The sequence below is a fragment of the Pseudoalteromonas luteoviolacea genome, from assembly GCF_018100925.1.
GTDB classification, from domain to species: domain Bacteria; phylum Pseudomonadota; class Gammaproteobacteria; order Enterobacterales; family Alteromonadaceae; genus Pseudoalteromonas; species Pseudoalteromonas obscura.
The window spans coordinates 593,836-611,788 of the sequence record NZ_JAGJEH010000003.1; the positions used below are offsets into that span (position 1 = coordinate 593,836).

Here is a 17,953-nt window from a genome sequence, read left to right on the forward strand (position 1 = left end):
AGAAGAAATAGAGAATGCATTGAGACATAAATGGCGGAGTGGACGGGACTCGAACCCGCGACCCCCGGCGTGACAGGCCGGTATTCTAACCAACTGAACTACCACTCCGCAGTGGTATGTATATGTTCTTTAAGATATCAAATGGCGGAGTGGACGGGACTCGAACCCGCGACCCCCGGCGTGACAGGCCGGTATTCTAACCAACTGAACTACCACTCCGCAGAGATATCTTTTTACGCTAAATGGCGGAGTGGACGGGACTCGAACCCGCGACCCCCGGCGTGACAGGCCGGTATTCTAACCAACTGAACTACCACTCCGCAGTAAGCGTATTGTCATATTTTTTTGCTAAAACACTATAAAGCCAAATGGCGGAGTGGACGGGACTCGAACCCGCGACCCCCGGCGTGACAGGCCGGTATTCTAACCAACTGAACTACCACTCCAAGTGATTTAGCTTGCTTCTTTAATTAAATGGCGGAGTGGACGGGACTCGAACCCGCGACCCCCGGCGTGACAGGCCGGTATTCTAACCAACTGAACTACCACTCCAAAGAAGCAATGCACATAGTGTGTAAGCGGTTGGCGGAGTGGACGGGACTCGAACCCGCGACCCCCGGCGTGACAGGCCGGTATTCTAACCAACTGAACTACCACTCCAGCTTACATCGCAATACAAAATTAAATGGCGGAGTGGACGGGACTCGAACCCGCGACCCCCGGCGTGACAGGCCGGTATTCTAACCAACTGAACTACCACTCCGCGATAACTTTGTATCTCACTGACAAGGTGTGCTCCCTGACAGCGGCGTGAATAATACGAATGACCCCTTTCAGAGTCAACTATTTTTTTGAAAAAAACTGTATTTTTAACGAGAAATGCCGTTACTCGATGAAAATTACGTCACCTTGTATAGAACTCAATCAAAAATGTAACCTTGCGATATATGCTCACATAGCATTGCCGCAATAATTTGTATCTATTTATCGTTTGTCTTCAGACATAGATAAATTTAACACATCGCCTGAATCAGAATCTTTATCCGCAGCCTTTTGCTCTTCTTCATCTAACTCATCAATATCCATTTGTGGCTTCTTCTTTAAAAACGGTATTGAAGTAGGTAATGGAATCGAGAATTTGATCGGTTTCTTTTGCACTAATACTCGAATTGCCAACCAACCAAGCAATAACACCAACAAATTGCCAACCAATACAATTGAGACGATTAAGCCCGTATTGGTTTCTGGCTCTTTCGGCTCTGGTTCACCCAAGAGCTCAGCAGGTGAAATGGGCTTCGTCAGCTCAGGTACCTTTTCGATGGGGCGTTCAATCTCAAAGTTATAATCAGGGATCGCCGCCATAAACTCACGACCATTGATATTTTCCCCAAACGCAGACAATTGAATGCTGTAACGACCCCAATCATAGTTTTTTATTTGCAACTGACGATAAAAGCGTTCAGCTTCATTGAGGGTAAACAATTGCTCTTCACCATTTGGGTATAAAATTTTTCCCTGCAAGATAACGGTTTCTGGCTTAACAATTTCTCGGTCCAATTTGATAAGCAGTTCATGCTCGAACTCTTCGTCATCGGCCAATTGCAGCTCAAAGCTAAATGGTGGCTCTGCAATGACAATTGGGTCTTTAACAACTCGCCTTTTTAAAATGGGAGTTTCAATAAAAAACTCGGGTTGCCATTCCCCAGCTGGAAAAACCAGCTTAAATTCGCCAGTAAATACCCCATCAAGAGGGCGTTCGTCGAAATCGCGGCCATCATCTTTAAATTCAGTGACACTTTGAGTACCCGCGCCAAAATTAGCATACTGCTCGTTATTGGTACTTACAAATTCAACGTATAGAGTGACAACATCGCGAAAATATCCGACATCAATTGGCTTACCATCATTGGTTACCCGCCCGTTCACCTTTAGCATTTCACCGCGAAACAACATAGGTGGTAAAGGTTCTACAGCCAGCTCAATCTCTCCAAGCACCATGATCCGGCTATCTTTTAGGATCTGCCCTAGTACCTGCCAAGGGCCAGGCATAGGTTTATCTATAATGATGAGGTCATAGCTGATTTCGTCGTACCACTCCAATGCCTCATCCTTAACGGCATGAATAGAATAAATCTTGCTGCCATCAGGCCGAACCAGCACAACAGCGGGGGCGCCAGGAGCGCGAAAGAAAAGTAATGTAATTTTGTCGACATTGTGGTCAATTCGAAATCGATTGTCTAGCAGTGGAATTTCATTTGATACACCATCGCGTTTAAGTACGGTTATATCTGGTGTTTCAGCGTAAGCTTGCCAACCTACAATTATTAACAACACTGCTAAGCAAATTCGCATTTATGTTACCTCGTTATTGTTGCCATAGGCTTTGTCCACATGCCTTGTTGACGATTTCCATCCTATCTTGATGTGCCTGCTCTTCTTCTTCACTTGCATGGATCACGCGCAACTTAGGCCTATCTGCAGCCAGTCGCCGGATCCCACCTGAATTTTCCTGTTGCCCGCCTTCAAGTTGCTGAGCAAGATTGAGCTTTTTCTGCCCACCAGTCATTGCTAAATAAACATCTGATAAAATCTCAGAATCCAGCAATGCGCCGTGAAGAGTACGCTTTGAGTTATCTATATCATAACGTCGACATAAGGCATCAAGACTGTTCTTTTGACCAGGATGCAACTTACGCGCCATTACTAATGTATCAAGCACTTCACATACATCATTTGTGGTAGGAAACCCTTGATTCAACATCGCAAATTCGTGATCCATAAAACCGACGTCGAACGGAGCATTGTGAATGACTAACTCAGCCCCTTCAATATAGTCTAGAAACTCTTGAGCAACTTGGTGAAAGTATGGTTTACCACGCAAAAATTCATTTGTAATACCGTGAACATCAATGGCTTCTTCTTCGATGTCTCTTTGCGGATTGATATAGACATGAAAATTATTGCCCGTAAGACGCCTGTTAACCAATTCAACACATCCAATTTCGATGATCCTATGTCCGGCCTTGGGATCGATGCCGGTGGTTTCTGTATCCAGAACTATCTGACGGTTTACCATGGTTTATGATCTCTGTAATTCATTTCTCAGTTCAAGTGCCCATATTAACCCACTTTTAGGTTTATTACATAGCCCTCAAGGTATAACTATATACCGGGAAAACGTAGCGAGTTAGGCATAAAAACACTTGGCCAAGTAATCTCAAGCGATGAGTAACGGTCACTTTTACAGACTGTGCGCTCAAAGCACATTCTACTAATTGTCTCGACAACCCAAGTAGTTTTCTATCAATTGATGTATCACATCAACATACCTACACCCGCAAGCGCCCTCAATTCTCTTCAATGATCAACTCTAGATTGAAGCTCAAATCGCTACTGGTGGTCGATACTTGCCTTACCTCCACAGCTAAAATATTTTCACGTTTCAACTCAATTTGACCTTTGAGTGCCACTTCATACCAGCTGTGCTCAATAAGAGAGCCTAATGCGAGCTGAGTTTCAGGGAGTGACGCTTTTGGCAAAAACTGCCGGTGCACTTCTTGGTTGTTAAGATAAACGCGTGCGCCATCATCCACTAACAAACGTAATGTGATGCTAGTTAAAGCTCGCTGTGTATCCCAGCTAAATTTATGTCGAAAGTAATGCACAAGAATAGGCTGACCATTATGTTCTTTGGCAATAAGCGTATGCTCATCCCCTTCACCAAAGCCAATTTGCGCTTTTCCTAACGCCCAACTTGAGTCATCAAATTCAATGCTCGCCCAATTACTGGCAAGTGCTTGGGGGCGATCGTAATATTTCCAAACTGAATTGACCGGTATGACAACACTTTGAGCGTTGGCTGTCGAAATAAACAAGCCAAGCCAAAGCATCACGAGGAATTTACAAGTATTTTTCATACGCATATTACTTTGCAGTTTGGTACCTACACTCTACCCAATTGATATTAATAAATAAAAAAGCTCATTAGTTTATATCATGTTATATCTACCTTTATCACCAGCAATGTTTCAACTTTTCGAACAAAGTAGTGATGGGCTCATTATTCGCCCATTGCATAACAAACAACATTACAGGTTCAATTAAGATGAAAACAACATTGAAGAATATCATTTTTACTGCGAGTTTATTGTGTATACCAATAACTACTGTCGCGAAAAATTTAACCCGAGGGCCATACTTGCAAATGACGGGGGAGGACCACGTCACCATTCGTTGGAGCACGGATCAAAATTCATCAACAACACTTCGCTATGGCAAATCATTAGATACACTGAATGTCGTCACCAGTGAAAACCTAGCAACTAAAAATCATGAAATTACACTGCAAAACTTAGAGTCTGACCAAAAGTACTTCTATGCAATTTATGACGGCGAAAAGCTGTTAAGTGGCGCAGATGAGCATACCTATTTTCATACGGCTCCGGTAAAAAATACTAAAAAGAAAACCCGGATATGGGTGCTAGGTGATCCTGGACGAGCGGGAACTGACCCCGACACCAATGCTCAGAAAATTGTTCGAGATGGCTTTTTAACATTCTCTGCGAACCAAGCGCCGGACTTTTGGTTGATGCTTGGAGATAACGCATACAATGACGGTACCATTGTCGAATATGATCACGCTGTCTTTGCTCAGTACCCTACCCTATTAAAACAATCTCCACTGTGGCCAATTATGGGAAACCACGACAACCGCTCTGCCGATGTAGACACCCAAAATGGTGGATTTTACGACTTATTTACGTTGCCAACACAAGGACAATCTGGCGGTATTGCATCTTCACATGAAGCGTATTACTCATTTGACTATGGCAATATTCACGTGGTTGTTCTGAACTCATCAGACCGAGAGCATTATAAAGAATCAGATGCCATGCTGGAGTGGCTAAAGCAGGACTTAGCAGCTAACAACAGCGAGTGGCTCATCGCCACTTTTCACCACCCTGTCTATGGAAAAAGCGGTCATGACTCCGATGAAGCAGAAAACATGATATACATGCGAGAGCGATTTTTACCCATACTTGAAGAGTACGGCGTTGACTTAATAATGGCTGGCCACAATCACTTTTACACGCGCTCTGTGCTAATGGCCGATCACTATGGCATGTCAAATAGCTACGACCCGTCAAAGCACGTCATCCAAGGTGGCAGCGGCCAACTAGATAAAGAAGGGGCCTATACCAAAAAACGCGGCCAAAAGGGGGCGATATTCATCACCCATGGGGCTGGTGCAGGAAGTGGCCGAGGATATGCAAGACTAGTTCGAACAGATGAAATTACTGAAGGGAAACGCCACCCTACTGACTACATCTATGGTGGCCGAGGTTCAATTGTATTGGATATTGAAGACACAATGCTCACCGCAAACGTGATCGGTCCACAGGGCGATATTGTCGATTATTTCACACTGAGACATAATAATGGTGAAGACCCAATCAATAACCCTCCACAAGTGAAGATGCAGATACCCACCCAGCTGTCTGTTTTTGAGTCAGGTCATTTCTCCAGTGAAGGTTCCTTCGATAGTGATGGCAGAATTGCCGATTACTTGTGGCAATTTGGAGATGGAAATAGTAGCTCTTTGGCCAATACCAACCATCAATATAGTCGCGCAGGAGATTATGCAGTCAGCCTGACTATAACTGATAACCAAGGCATTAGCTCAAGTACAAATAGTCGTATTTCTGTACTCCCATCATCAGATACAGAACTCAAACTTAACCAGCCAATAAAAGTTTCAGGTGGCGCAAAGGAGGCTATATACTTTTTCTATGAGGTTAAAAATACTGAAAAGTCACTGACAATCTCTATTTCTGGCGGACAAGGTGATGCGGATCTGTATGTCAGAAGGGCTGTGCACCCTACCAATACTGAGTTTGACTGTCGCCCCTACAAAAACGGCAACGCCGAGTCATGTGAAATAACAGACATACGCACAGGCCTTTACTATGTGATGCTCTACGGCCATAAATCATTTACAGATGTAGCTCTAACGGCAACTCAAGATCAAACTTCAGCTCCTACCCCTAGTGCGGATGCCAATGGGCCTTACCAGACGGCACTTGGCACACCAGTCCACTTTAGCAGTGCCGGCAGCAACGATCCCAATCAAAGTGAATTGACTTACAGCTGGGATTTTGGAGATGGAAATAGCAGCACATTGGCATCACCGACCCACACTTATGATCAAATTGGAGAGTATGCAGTGTCACTTACCGTGTCGAACACTCAGGGGATCAGCAACTCAGATACCACATCAGCACACGTTTTAGCCCACACTGACCTAGTTGATAGCTGTGCACAAGGCACGACTCCCCAAGCCGAAGGCAGACTTTTGCTCAATCAAACTTACTGTTTAGAAGAGCAAAACCGTACAGGACAATTGCAATATCAATTCTATGTCAATGACCAAGATGTAGGTAAAGATCTACTTATTAAAATGGGACATGGTAGTGGCAATGCAGATCCACTCTACAGATATGCAAAGCGTCCCGATCAACAACAATGGGATGCCCGTGACACAAGTCCCGGCAATGCCACTGAGTTGAAAATTAAAGCTATTCAAAAAGGCTGGCACTACATTCACATCACCACTGAGGAAAGCTTTCAAGGAGTGTCATTGAAGCTGTCTATACACTAAATGAGATAAGCAAAGAGTCTAGTGATTACACTAGACTCATCGCACTCAGGCTTATCAAACCATTGCTGCACACAGCTGCCATGATGGACTGGCGAGACCTTGGCTTGTTACTTAGCAAACAATGGTGTTCTTTTTCCCTGCATATCTGCACGCCAATACCCATCTTCTTCAATAAATAATAATTCACCTTTATGACCCAGCTTGATGCTGCTATCTACCCCAATCACTTTACCATTGTAGCGACTAATCACCGTTTTATGCGAAGTGTGTCCAACAATAAAGCGACTAGCAGAAAAACGCGCCAACAGCGGTGCTAATTGTGCTTTCTGTTCTTCTGAGAAAAAACCTCTGTGCCAGATCGGACCTTTTCTGCCATGTAAAAACTGCCCTAACTCCGAGCGTTTTTTTGAGCTGAGCTCTTGCTCTACCAGCTCTTCTCTAAAAATTTTATTGATGTCTTTCAAGCCAATATCATATTTTAAAGTTTCGTGATGGAAGCCACCGTGTAAAAATACATTGTTATTGATTTTTATCACTACATTTTTGGAGCGCAACCACTGCCCCAGCACACTATCCTTTGAAAATAGTTGATCAAATGGCTTATTCATTAACGATGCCGTTTGTTCATATTTTTTATGTAAATACCTTAAATCGCCATTGAGCACCATAACTTCATGGTTACCCAGCAAAAAGTGCACTGCCCCACCAAACTTTGCCGCTTCATTTTCTAACCATTTGATATACCACAAAGATTCTGTTACTTGACTTCCCCGGTCAAAAATATCTCCGGTAATAACCAAATGGCCCTTGCCAAATATCCAGTTGCCATTTTGGTCTATTATTTTATTTGCTTTTAATAGCTGCATCATCAGCGCATGCTGACCGTGAATATCGCTCAATGCAACAACAGGAAACGCACCTGAATACACAGTTTCTGTTGGCGCGTTAGACACTAGGTTTAATTTCATACTTCGGCCACAGAAGTCGATTGCTTTGTGCTCTTTTATGACAAACGTTCGTTTTTTTCCTTGGCAAATTAAATCCGCGCGATAACCGTTTTTATCAGGGTAGATATACGGGCCATCATTAAATCCAGCGAACGCCGTAAAGGACATTAACACGCTTAAAATGACCAAAAGTGGATTGCTTTTGTGATACATATTTCTCTCGTCATTGATATGGGTATTGAACTTACTGAGTTATTTGCTTTTTAAAACTCATACAAAAGGCACACTTAAAGTACCAGCTAACGAATTGAATCACTAGAGTATCGGCTTCTCGAACTGAAAAATATAACCATAAAAATCAATAAATTAAAAGAGCATTAGGTTCTATCATGTAATATCATGGAGTAATTCACAGCATAGGGAAACAAATTAACTGAAAAACAATAATCTATAAAAAATTGTAGGTTACATAAAGACTATGAAAAAATTAGCCTAGACCAAGTTCGGCTGCCAACGCATATTCTCAATGGCAATCAATTACCGTCTAATTATGATAAGCTCAATATTCGATTAAAATAATTATTTCAGCTGGTTATGGCACATCATAGACACACTATTCTCGATCACTTTAAAGTCAATGATTGGGCTATAGATTGCAAAAGACTAACCGCAACACGTGCACAAAAAAAGGTAAGGTTAGAGCCAAAAGCTGCGCTGATCTTGCAATACATGGCAGCTCGTCCAGGTGAGATAATTAGCAGGGAAGAGCTATTCAATACATTTTGGCCCAACCAAGTCGTAACCGAAGATGCTCTAAATCGCGTCATTTCTACATTAAGAAAAACACTCAACGATAACTCTACAGAGCCGCACTACATAGCAACAATACGCAAGTCTGGATACCGCCTAGTCGCTGATGTAAAACATATTGCCCCGCCTTTGCAGCACAACAGGACAAAAAAAATAGCAGGGGTATCGATAGTGCTATGTAGTTTGCTGCTGATTGCTATACTCACATCGAGTTACTCTTTTCGGCCCAAGCAGCCGATTAAGCCCCTCTTAAATGGGGAGTTCAAACGACTAACTTACAGTACCAGAGTAAAATTGACGCCGCACCTTAGCGAAGATGCCACACAATTAACCTACATAGAATCGAATAAAAAGGCCACGAATACACTGGTTTTGATGTCAGTGAAAAGCAATACCAGAGCCTATTATAACAGCGCAGATACCGAGTTTTCATTTCCGGTCGTCGCGCCCCAAGCAAACTCAGTGTTAGCAGTTATAAAACATACAAACGAAGCTAAACCCTATGCGATCGCATTAATTGACTTTGACAAAAAAGCGATGAAGCGACTTGTTGAATTGAGCAGTGAAAGTTTAGGGCTAAGTCACCATATTCAAAGCAAATCAATCGTGTTTACTCAAAGACAAATTCCTTTTTCCACACATCGAATAACCCTATTTGACCCTTTATACTCCTCGAATAAACCACTGTCTTCACCACCTAATGGCTTTTCAGATAGACAACCTATATTTTCGCCTTCGGGTCAAAAGGTGGCCTTTATTCGAACTAAAGCCCCTACCGAACATGCGATTTTTACTGTCAATTTAGATGGACAAGAAACACAGATTACTGAATATCAAAGCAATATCACCTCTTTCGATTGGTTCAATAATGACAGCTTGCTGTACAGCAATGAACAAGGACTATATTCTGTTACCGCATCTGGCGATACTCATAAGTTACTAACCCCTATACCCAATCAGCAAGTTGCATTCGCACAAGTGGCAACAGACGTAAGTAAGTTATTACTTTCTTTTCAAAGTACCAGTTCTATTGGGCAAGTTATTGACAGCACTGTCGGAGATAAAGCGCTACCTGTTACTTTATCTAATGGTTCGGACAGTGAGTTTGCAATCAGCCCAGACGCGACCAGAATGGCTTTTGCCTCAACCCGCAAGGGCAACAAAGCCTTGTGGCTGAGATACAATAATCAACTACATAGCGTCAAAGACTCCAATTTTAATGATATTTATGACTTAACATGGTCAAAAAACAGCCAACAATTAGCAGCATCTGTAAAGCGCAATAATCAATATGGGGTGATGTTTTATGACATCAGTACACAAAAGCTAATCGTATACTGGCGCAATACTTCCCCTTTACATGTGGTAGGTTGGGATAGTAATAATCACATTTGGTACTCAAAACTACAAGGCAGCAATTGGGCTTTAAGCAAATTTGACCCTATTAAAAAAACAATTATCGAACACCCAACCAAACAGGTTTACCAGGCGAGATTTACCCCCAACAAACAGCATCTGATTTACATAGATGCACACAAGCAAACTCTCTGGAAATGGGACTTCAAAAATAGCCTCAAAGCAATTTCAGTCCCTTACAATATGAAATTAGATAGAAACTGGGATATTGACTCATATGGCGTCTATTATATTGGTTCAAATGGACAGTTAAATTACTACAATATAAGCAACGAGATAGACAAAAAAATTGTAAGTCGCATAGGCGCATTTTCTCCTAAATATAGACCACAATCGCGTCTCTATGGTTTTGTCGGAACACATGAAGTGATCACTCAGAGCGATTTTTGGCTGTCAGACTTAGCTTCCAATGACCCATAAAGACAGAGTCAGTATTTTTGCATCCTCAGTTTTAGGTCAATGCCCTACACGGTACGCATCTCGGTGAGTTGAAGAAGCTGATTTTTATTTTTAATCATATCGCTTACAGCCTAACTTTGTTAAGGTTAGCGCCTATCAGCCCAAGCTACACTATACAGGCAAATTCGTGCAAAAAATCGTAGAAATTTATACTGATGGCTCTTGCCTTGGTAACCCAGGACCTGGGGGATATGGCATCTATATGAGTTACCAAGGCCATGAAAAGCAATTGAGCCAAGGTTACCAATTGACCACCAACAACCGTATGGAAATGCTGGCCGCGATAGTTGCGTTAGAAACACTCAAGCGTCCCTGCCAAGTTACCCTTTATACCGACAGCCAGTATGTTAAACAAGGTATTGAGTCTTGGCTTGCAAACTGGAAAAAACGCAATTGGCAAACCGCCGCTAAACAGCCTGTCAAAAACGTCGACCTATGGCAACGCCTAGACGAAGCAAGTCAAAGGCACACCATTGACTGGCGCTGGGTTAAAGGTCATGCGGGCAACAAGTACAATGAACTGGTTGACGACTTAGCGCGAGATGCTGCATCACAAGACAAATTACTTGAAGATATGGGCTATAAGCCACAAGATTAAGACATTAATCTTGCCGACTTCGGGAGTGTTTTAACCTCGCGCCTTTGACTGCTGGCGTCCACTTTGGCCTTGCATGCCACTTTGGCTTGATCGGTGTTAAGGGGGCGACACGCTTACGCGCCACCAACATATAAACGCTCCCCATTGGCTTTAAATAGTGACGACAAAACCTCCGCCATGGCGCAAATCGAGATAACCTTGATCCCCTCGCTAAAGAAGCGTGGATAAAGCGCTCATCAGCAATTATTTCAAATCCCAATAAATTCAACCAATCTTTAACCCTTGAGGGTGTAAAGAAGCGCCCAGACCAAGGTAGTTTTTCACCACTAAATGGTAGCATGTGTGCCAATCCGCATAAGCTAAAGGGATTGAATCCCGTTATCACGATATAGCCACCTGGAATTAAAGTTCGATGCGCCTCTCGCAATATATGATGTGGATCCGAGTGATACTCTAAGCCATGAGATAAAATACACGCATCAACACTGTGCTCATAAAAAGGCAATTCATCAATCTCGGCTATTACGCCAGCGTGCGGACCACTGGGCGAAATGCAGACTTGGTGATCTATCATGCTATCCGATGTATCAAGCTGACCACTTAAACAACCTAGCTTAAGCATATGGTAACCAAACATGCGAGGCAACCAGCGCGCCATGCGACGTTCAATACCTGCTTTGAGATATTCTCCATGTGGAAAATCTTGCCAAGATTGGGGTTTAGGCCCTTGCTGAAAACTTAATGCTGGTTTCATCCCGTACGCTCGTTATACTTGTTGACACCTTCACTTTATAGAGCAATGAGTTATGGCGCAAGTTGAACCTATCAAGGCCTTCAACGACAATTATATCTGGGCGATATGCAATACACATAGTCCAGAAACTTGGGTCGTTGATCCTGGGCAAAGTCAGCCCGTTATCGAGTTTTTAACCACCCAAAACCGTCCTCTTTCAGGTATCTTGATCACTCATCACCATTGGGATCATACTGATGGCGTTGCAGAGTTACTATTACAATTTCCTGATATTCCTGTTTATGGTCCAAAAGACTCAAAATTTACCGGGATAACTCACGCCCTGTCGCCTGACGATACGCTAACTATAGCAGATATCACTTTTAAAATAGTACACACCCCAGGTCATACACTGGATCACATCTGTTATGTCAACGAGCAGCTGGCCTTCACTGGGGATACGCTCTTCAGCGGTGGGTGTGGTCGTCTGTTTGAAGGGACTGCTGAGCAAATGTGGCACTCTTTACAGTCACTACTAAAATTACCTGATTCATGCCAGATTTATTGCACCCATGAATATACGCTAGCTAATTTGGCGTTTGCTCACGCCGTAGAGCCAAACAACAAGTTGCTTGAAAAACATATTTCATGGTGTCAACAACAGCGGGGCCAAGATTTACCAACATTACCAACAAACATGGGGATCGAACGCCAAATAAATCCATTTTTAAGGGCTGAGCACGAGACGATCTTGGACCATTTACCTAAAAACTTCCAAGGTTCCACCGATACTACCTGGCAAAAATTTGCAAATCTGAGACTGTGGAAAGATAATTTTTAAAGCTCATCACTGTCACAGTAAAAAGGCGCTCAATACCTCAACTGTGACAGATACTGAAGCGGTCTACTCCCTATAAAATAATAACCGCGTACGGCCCAACTATTGCAGATAGCATAACATTACTATGGACAAAAATACGTTCGCTTTGCAATTGCCTCAGATAAGGTTAAAATTGACGGGTTTTTGCCCGACAAAAAGAGATTTATGAAAAAGCCACTGCTGATAATTGCGATTTTGAGCTTAATAACAGGCTGTGAAATAACGCAAACTCAAACGCAACCCCCACAAACTGAAATACGAGATCACGCCAGCCCTTCACAGATCAGTGATGTGTTATCTCATGCAATTCAAATTCCTATTGAAGCTGATGAACCTCCGCCAGTATTCGACGATGTGTGGGAGCGGATCCGCTATCAGTTGTCGATCCCAGTGCCTCAAAACCGACCTGTTGTGGCAGAGAGAAACTATTACCAACGCCATCAAGCCTATTTAGACCGCATATCGAAGCGTGCAGAGCCCTATTTATACTTTATTGTCGAAGAGGTAGAAAAGCGCCAAATGCCTATCGAAATTGCATTACTACCTATTGTAGAGAGTGCTTTTGATCCTTTTGGTTACTCCCACCGAAGCGCATCTGGAATTTGGCAGTTTATGCCGCAAACTGGAGAGCGATTCGACCTCAAGCAAAATTGGTGGTATGACGGAAGACGTGACATCGTACAATCAACCCGCGCAGCCTTAGAGTACTTAACTTACCTTCATAAAACACTAGATGGTGACTGGCTCAATGCCATTGCTGCATACAACTCTGGCGAAGGTCGTGTTATGCGCGCAATTAGGAAAAACCGTAAAAAGCACTTACCAACTGACTTTTGGTCTTTAGATCTACCACGTGAAACCACTGCATATGTGCCGAAGCTACTCGCACTGTCTGATCTATTGATGCGCCAAGAGGAGTTTAAGGTGACATGGAATAAAATTATCAATGCGCAGGTTGTCGATACAGTGGAAGTCGGGACACAAATTGATTTGGCACTAGCGGCTGATATGGCAGGAATTTCGTTGACCGAACTATATCGTCTCAACCCTGGTTTCAATCGTTGGGCTACGGATCCAAAAGGTCCTCACAGCTTATTGCTGCCTACCGATAAAATCGCCCAGTTCAAAACAAAACTTGCCAGTACTCCGATGCAAGAGAGATTGCGCTGGCAATACTATACCGTGAATCGCGGCGATAGCCTCTCTGTAATTGCGAGTAAATTCGATACGAGTCCATCTGCAATTCAAACGCTTAATAAGCTAAACAGCCATATCATTCGAGTTGGACAAAAGCTGCTTGTACCGCTGAGCGAAGGTGAGCTGAAAAGTGAGCACCTACCAGCACCAGTTAGGAAAGTAGCCAACAAATCACAGCAAAGTAAGTACACACATACTGTAAAAAGTGGTGATACTCTTTGGGATATTAGTCGCGAACATGATGTGACAATCAAGCAGTTGGCCGCATGGAACAAGCTAAAAACGAGTTCTGTACTGAAACTAGGCCAACAGCTGAGCATATATAAGTCTCAGCCAAAACAGAAAAACTCAGGGCTGCAAAGCACTGAGCGCACGATTACTTATAAAGTCCGCAAAGGCGACTCTTTGGCGCGTATCGCAAACAAGTTTAATGTCTCGATTAAAAATATTATTAAGTGGAATGATATTGCGGGCCAAAAATACCTTCATCCCGGTCAGAAGCTCAAGTTAAAAGTTGACGTCAAACGCAGCTAGAACAGTTAAAAAGGGCCTAATGCAGGGCCCTTTTTAATTTAAATTACAATGCTGCAACCCACTTTGTCAGCCAAGGCTCTACGGCTTCCCAAGGTTCAAAGTACTCACCGGCATCCACATCAAGACGAGGTTGCACAATGCGCGCATTTAGCTCTTGGATCAAGGCATCAATTTGACGCCCGGCACCGCAATAAGTATCTCCATAGCTGCTGTCTCCCAAAGCAACAACACCTACATTTTTATTCGTTAACATTGGCATTTGTGCTTGCATTTGAATAAACAGAGGATAAAGGTTATCAGGTATATCACCTTGTCCGGTAGTAGACGAAACGAATAACGCGTGCTCCGCAGATTTAACCTCATCAATGGTGGCTGGATCTGCTATGTTAACTCGATGACCCTGCGCAGTTAAATGTGTCTCGATTTGCGTAGCCAAGTTTTCTGCATTGCCATATACACTGCCTACGAATAAGGTGATTGATGCCATTACTGATAATCCTTCTCGGTTGATGGCCAGCCTAGTTGATGGCAGATATCCAACATCTCCTCACCTAGATTGGCTCGAATTAAAATAGGTTGTTCAGTATAAGGATGAAGAAACTTTAGCTCAGTTGCAAATAACATCAGTCTCTGTAGTTTAAAATGATCACGAAAAAAGTGATTGTGTTTATTATCACCGTGATTAACGTCGCCAATAATGGGTGTCGATAAGTGGTTTAAATGGCGACGGATCTGATGTTTTCGCCCAGTTTTAGGGTAGCACTCCACCAGCGAGTAACGAATACTCGGATACTTACCAAACGGAATATCTAAACTTGCTTGATGCAAACACCGTACTAAAGTTTGTGCTTCTTGAGGTGCTTTATCTTGATCTGCAAACTTGTCAGCAATTTTGTCCAATTGCTCTTTAAGTGGCTTATCAACAAAAACCTCATCTCGACTAAAACCACGGACTAACGCGAGGTAGCGCTTTTGGATAGCGCCATCTATGAAAACCTGGTTCATATCTCTTGCAGCTTCAGAACTCAGAGCAAACAGTAACACGCCACTGGTGGGTCTATCTAAGCGATGTACAGGAAATACATGTTGCCCTAATTGATCTCTGAGCATTTGCATTGCAAACTGTGTTTCTCGTTTATCCAAGAATGAACGGTGAACCAGTAAACCAGAAGGCTTATTAATAGCAACATAATTTTCGTCTTGATAGATGATCTCCAACATACGTTACTGCGCTCCATTTGCTATCAAAACATCTAGCTTATTGAGGCAATTAAATAGAGCCTGTTGTCGTGGGTGACCCGTAAAAGCAATATCACACATAGGTGATATGGCGATATTTGTAGGCAGCGGCTGGCGATTGACGACCATCTCGTGGATCTTTGGAATAAATACAAATTGTAGCCACTGCTCAAAGCGCAATGTATCACAACAAAATGGCTGCACCGAAGCCAATGCTTGACTGTCAACAGGCTCAGTTTGCCAAAGGTGAGATTGTTTTAGCTGTTGTTCTAATTCAGCAAGGTGTTGTAAAACCGCTTGGCTCACTTTTAAGCTCCCACTTTTATTATCTAAACCCGGAGTATATCATTGCTCAAGGTTAAGCACATTTATCATTGTGACGATTGCACGTCTATCTGCAGCTATCCCCCTTACTCCTTGCTCTAAATACCGTTATAATTGCGCCACTGTAATCTTTCGTGAGCAAACAATGACGACACATATCTCTACCCTAGGTGAACTTTTAACTTCAGCAGGCACGCAATGGCGTGTATATGACATTGGTCGTCGTATTACGAAAATAGACAAAAAGCAATTTGACCAAATCGAAAATACTCAGGTGCCATATCCCTACCCGTTAGGAGGTCATGCTTTGCTTGCAATCCAATTTTGGGACAACCAAGCCACACTCGATCCCTATGTGTGGTTTTTAAAATTCCCACTTGATGAGCAAAGCAAACTCAACATTGCCAGCCGAGATCACTTTGCATCTATGGTACTTGAAGCGTTAGGCACACAGCTGACAGGTGAGGCGGCTCAGGGTAAGCTTGATAACAATCCGTATGTGTATACACCTAATGCCAACAAACTTGCTGCATTTAACGCTCTGATGAAGTGTGAGCTAAAACGCCCCGCTTCTAAATACTATGAATCAGTGGAGCACTACTTCACAACACAAGGAAAAACAGATTGGCAAGGTCTTGCATTACAAGGGCTTGCTGATTTTGCAATGCGATTGCCTCATAGTCAAAACCAAGCTAATTTAATCGCCTTGTGGCCAAATTTACCTGAGCAAGTCCAGAGCCCACTTGCCGCAATGCTTGAACATGTCAGTATCTCTACGGAACTGACTGAAAACCTACTGCGAGATCTAGACAAAAGCGTATCAAACAAACAACTTTACGGGGCTGTTAATAACTTCAGAGCTATGTCGGGAAGCCACGGTTTAGGCCTGATCGCACAAGCTGTAGATAGCTTGCTGCAATCTGAGCTAAGCACTGAAGCAGACATATTATTGACGATAGCGGGGCGCGGTTGGGAAACGTTAACCGATCCAGATAGGCTGTATATGTTTATGGACAAAGCAGCCCAAAACAATCAGGTTGAAGGAATTTTTGAAAGTATTTTCACAGACTTGGTTGCAATTCCAATGCTTCGTCCTCATGTATTAGGTTTACTTCGTGCGCAAAATCGCAGCGAAACACTGTCGCGGGCAATTGGTAGGCTATTTTCATAAATGATAACACTCTGGCTATTTATACTTATTATTTCTACATGTGGCTTTTTTTGGTTCAGTCGGCAAATAGCCGAGGCTGCCCGTGAGCACGCAGCTCAACAAAGTGAAAAGCTAAATGTGCAATTACTCAGCGTCGCTTGCCAAAAGCGTCGCTTGGGCGTACTTAAGAATGGCCAACTAGGTATAAAAAGTGAGTTCCTATTTGAGTTCAGCTCAGATAGGGACAATGCATACAAAGGTACACTGTACTTAGAAAATCAAATGCTGGTTAAGGTAGATGTGCCACCGCACAGAATCGTAGATTAATGAAAAGATAATACTGATATACTGAGATAAAATAAGGAAACTAAGGCGCAACCCTTATTGTTACGCCCCAATCCGACGATATCCATTTGAGGTATCCGCTACCTCTGCCTACAACATACAAGCAAGCCGCCAACATTCATCATCCCCTGAACGGGTATACATCCAATCACACCCGATCTTCTTCCCTGCCTTTATCCAACGTGTATCCTACACTCATTCCTCTTACGCAGTATCCTTATGCGCTCCAATCAATTCCCTTGGCACATCCTATGCCCGTACATCCTATGCCCAAGTATTAACTGTTCCTTAATTACCTTTTCCTTAGGCTGTCCTATCCCTTTTGACATCTCCTATGTCGGCACATCCTGTGCTGTCTCCTTTGCCACCTTGGCTCCTCTTCGCCTAATCCGTCGGCGCTCCTATCCTTTTCGACATGTCCTATGTCGGCACATCCTGTGCTGTCTCCTTTGCCACCTTGGCTCCTCTTCGCCTAATCCATCGGCGCTCCTCTCCTTTTTGACATGTCCTATGTCTGCACATCCTGTACTGTCTCCTTTGCCACCTTGGCTCCTCTTCGCCTAATCCGTCGGCGCTCCTATCCTTTTTGACATGTCCTATGTCTGCACATCCTGTGCTGTCTCCTTTGCCACCTTGGCTCCTCTTCGCCTAATCCGTCGGCGC

15 protein-coding genes and 7 tRNA genes are annotated in these 17,953 nt (G+C 43.3%); 7 read left to right on the forward strand and 15 right to left on the reverse strand.

The genetic code is table 11. The annotated features are described in order from the left end of the window. Positions 1 to 31 precede the first annotated feature (31 nt). The 10 genes from J8M00_RS08680 to J8M00_RS08725 all read right to left on the reverse strand — a co-directional run bounded on the left by J8M00_RS08680 (position 32) and on the right by J8M00_RS08725 (position 3,917). Positions 32 to 108 (reverse strand) — tRNA-Asp (locus J8M00_RS08680). A gap of 34 nt (positions 109 to 142) precedes the next feature. Next, positions 143 to 219, reverse strand: a tRNA-Asp gene (locus J8M00_RS08685). 24 nt (positions 220 to 243) lie between these two features. Further along, positions 244 to 320: transfer RNA gene (locus J8M00_RS08690), tRNA-Asp, on the reverse strand. A gap of 49 nt (positions 321 to 369) precedes the next feature. Beyond that, a tRNA-Asp gene (locus tag J8M00_RS08695) sits at positions 370 to 446 on the reverse strand. A gap of 29 nt (positions 447 to 475) precedes the next feature. Beyond that, a tRNA-Asp gene (locus J8M00_RS08700) sits at positions 476 to 552 on the reverse strand. 31 nt (positions 553 to 583) lie between these two features. Beyond that, positions 584 to 660 (reverse strand) — tRNA-Asp (locus J8M00_RS08705). A gap of 26 nt (positions 661 to 686) precedes the next feature. Further along, a tRNA-Asp gene (locus tag J8M00_RS08710) sits at positions 687 to 763 on the reverse strand. Between the two features lie 221 nt (positions 764 to 984). Continuing rightward, on the reverse strand, positions 985 to 2,352 hold the full coding sequence (locus J8M00_RS08715; protein ID WP_211009864.1) for a TIGR03503 family protein: 1,368 nt from the start codon (positions 2,350 to 2,352) through the stop codon (positions 985 to 987). Positions 2,353 to 2,365: 13 nt separating this feature from the next. Next, positions 2,366 to 3,076, reverse strand: coding sequence for a DNA polymerase III subunit epsilon (dnaQ, locus tag J8M00_RS08720; RefSeq protein ID WP_211009865.1), 711 nt, complete (start codon positions 3,074 to 3,076; stop codon positions 2,366 to 2,368). A 271-nt stretch (positions 3,077 to 3,347) separates the two neighbouring features. After that, a complete protein-coding gene (locus J8M00_RS08725) occupies positions 3,348 to 3,917 on the reverse strand; it encodes a hypothetical protein (protein WP_211009866.1) in 570 nt (189 codons plus the stop codon). Between the two features lie 188 nt (positions 3,918 to 4,105). Between J8M00_RS08725 and J8M00_RS08730 the strand changes: the two genes are divergently transcribed. After that, the gene (locus J8M00_RS08730) at positions 4,106 to 6,658 is read left to right on the forward strand and encodes a PKD domain-containing protein (RefSeq protein WP_211009867.1); all 2,553 of its coding nucleotides are present in this window, start codon (positions 4,106 to 4,108) and stop codon (positions 6,656 to 6,658) included. Between the two features lie 107 nt (positions 6,659 to 6,765). Here J8M00_RS08730 and J8M00_RS08735 read toward each other — a convergent pair whose 3' ends face one another. Next, positions 6,766 to 7,773: a metallophosphoesterase gene (locus tag J8M00_RS08735; protein WP_211009868.1), complete on the reverse strand. Its 1,008-nt coding sequence runs from the start codon at positions 7,771 to 7,773 to the stop codon at positions 6,766 to 6,768. Positions 7,774 to 8,199: 426 nt separating this feature from the next. Between J8M00_RS08735 and J8M00_RS08740 the strand changes: the two genes are divergently transcribed. After that, on the forward strand, positions 8,200 to 10,251 hold the full coding sequence (locus tag J8M00_RS08740; RefSeq protein ID WP_211009869.1) for a winged helix-turn-helix domain-containing protein: 2,052 nt from the start codon (positions 8,200 to 8,202) through the stop codon (positions 10,249 to 10,251). Between the two features lie 166 nt (positions 10,252 to 10,417). Further along, complete coding sequence (gene rnhA / locus J8M00_RS08745) at positions 10,418 to 10,888, forward strand: ribonuclease HI (RefSeq protein ID WP_211009870.1); 471 nt, start codon at positions 10,418 to 10,420, stop codon at positions 10,886 to 10,888. A 4-nt stretch (positions 10,889 to 10,892) separates the two neighbouring features. Here the strand turns inward: rnhA and J8M00_RS08750 are convergent, their stop codons facing one another. Further along, a complete protein-coding gene (locus tag J8M00_RS08750; protein ID WP_023399627.1) occupies positions 10,893 to 11,642 on the reverse strand; it encodes a class I SAM-dependent methyltransferase in 750 nt (249 codons plus the stop codon). Between the two features lie 52 nt (positions 11,643 to 11,694). On the opposite strand from J8M00_RS08750, the gene gloB reads away from it, so the two are divergent. After that, on the forward strand, positions 11,695 to 12,462 hold the full coding sequence (gene gloB / locus J8M00_RS08755) for a hydroxyacylglutathione hydrolase (RefSeq protein WP_211009871.1): 768 nt from the start codon (positions 11,695 to 11,697) through the stop codon (positions 12,460 to 12,462). A 204-nt stretch (positions 12,463 to 12,666) separates the two neighbouring features. Next, positions 12,667 to 14,232 carry a lytic transglycosylase gene (locus J8M00_RS08760; protein ID WP_211009872.1) on the forward strand — a complete coding sequence of 522 codons (1,566 nt, stop codon included), beginning with the start codon at positions 12,667 to 12,669 and terminating at the stop codon, positions 14,230 to 14,232. 43 nt (positions 14,233 to 14,275) lie between these two features. On the opposite strand, the gene J8M00_RS08765 is transcribed toward J8M00_RS08760, so the two are convergent. Genes J8M00_RS08765 through J8M00_RS08775 form a run of 3 tightly spaced genes read right to left on the reverse strand, consistent with a single transcriptional unit; the run spans position 14,276 to position 15,777 of the window. Continuing rightward, positions 14,276 to 14,719 carry a flavodoxin gene (locus J8M00_RS08765; RefSeq protein WP_023399624.1) on the reverse strand — a complete coding sequence of 148 codons (444 nt, stop codon included), beginning with the start codon at positions 14,717 to 14,719 and terminating at the stop codon, positions 14,276 to 14,278. After that, complete coding sequence (gene truC / locus J8M00_RS08770; RefSeq protein WP_211009873.1) at positions 14,719 to 15,453, reverse strand: tRNA pseudouridine(65) synthase TruC; 735 nt, start codon at positions 15,451 to 15,453, stop codon at positions 14,719 to 14,721. Before truC ends, J8M00_RS08765 begins: the two co-directional genes overlap by 1 nt. A gap of 3 nt (positions 15,454 to 15,456) precedes the next feature. Then, entirely contained in the window at positions 15,457 to 15,777 is a 321-nt protein-coding gene (locus J8M00_RS08775; RefSeq protein WP_211009874.1) for a YqcC family protein, read from the reverse strand. A 163-nt stretch (positions 15,778 to 15,940) separates the two neighbouring features. Here J8M00_RS08775 and J8M00_RS08780 point away from each other — a divergent pair, with 163 nt between their 5' ends. Both J8M00_RS08780 and J8M00_RS08785 read left to right on the forward strand, forming a co-directional pair. Next, the gene (locus J8M00_RS08780) at positions 15,941 to 16,966 is read left to right on the forward strand and encodes a DUF3549 family protein (RefSeq protein ID WP_211009875.1); all 1,026 of its coding nucleotides are present in this window, start codon (positions 15,941 to 15,943) and stop codon (positions 16,964 to 16,966) included. Continuing rightward, entirely contained in the window at positions 16,967 to 17,272 is a 306-nt protein-coding gene (locus tag J8M00_RS08785) for a DUF3301 domain-containing protein (protein WP_211009876.1), read from the forward strand. The last annotated feature ends 681 nt before the right edge of the window (positions 17,273 to 17,953 follow it).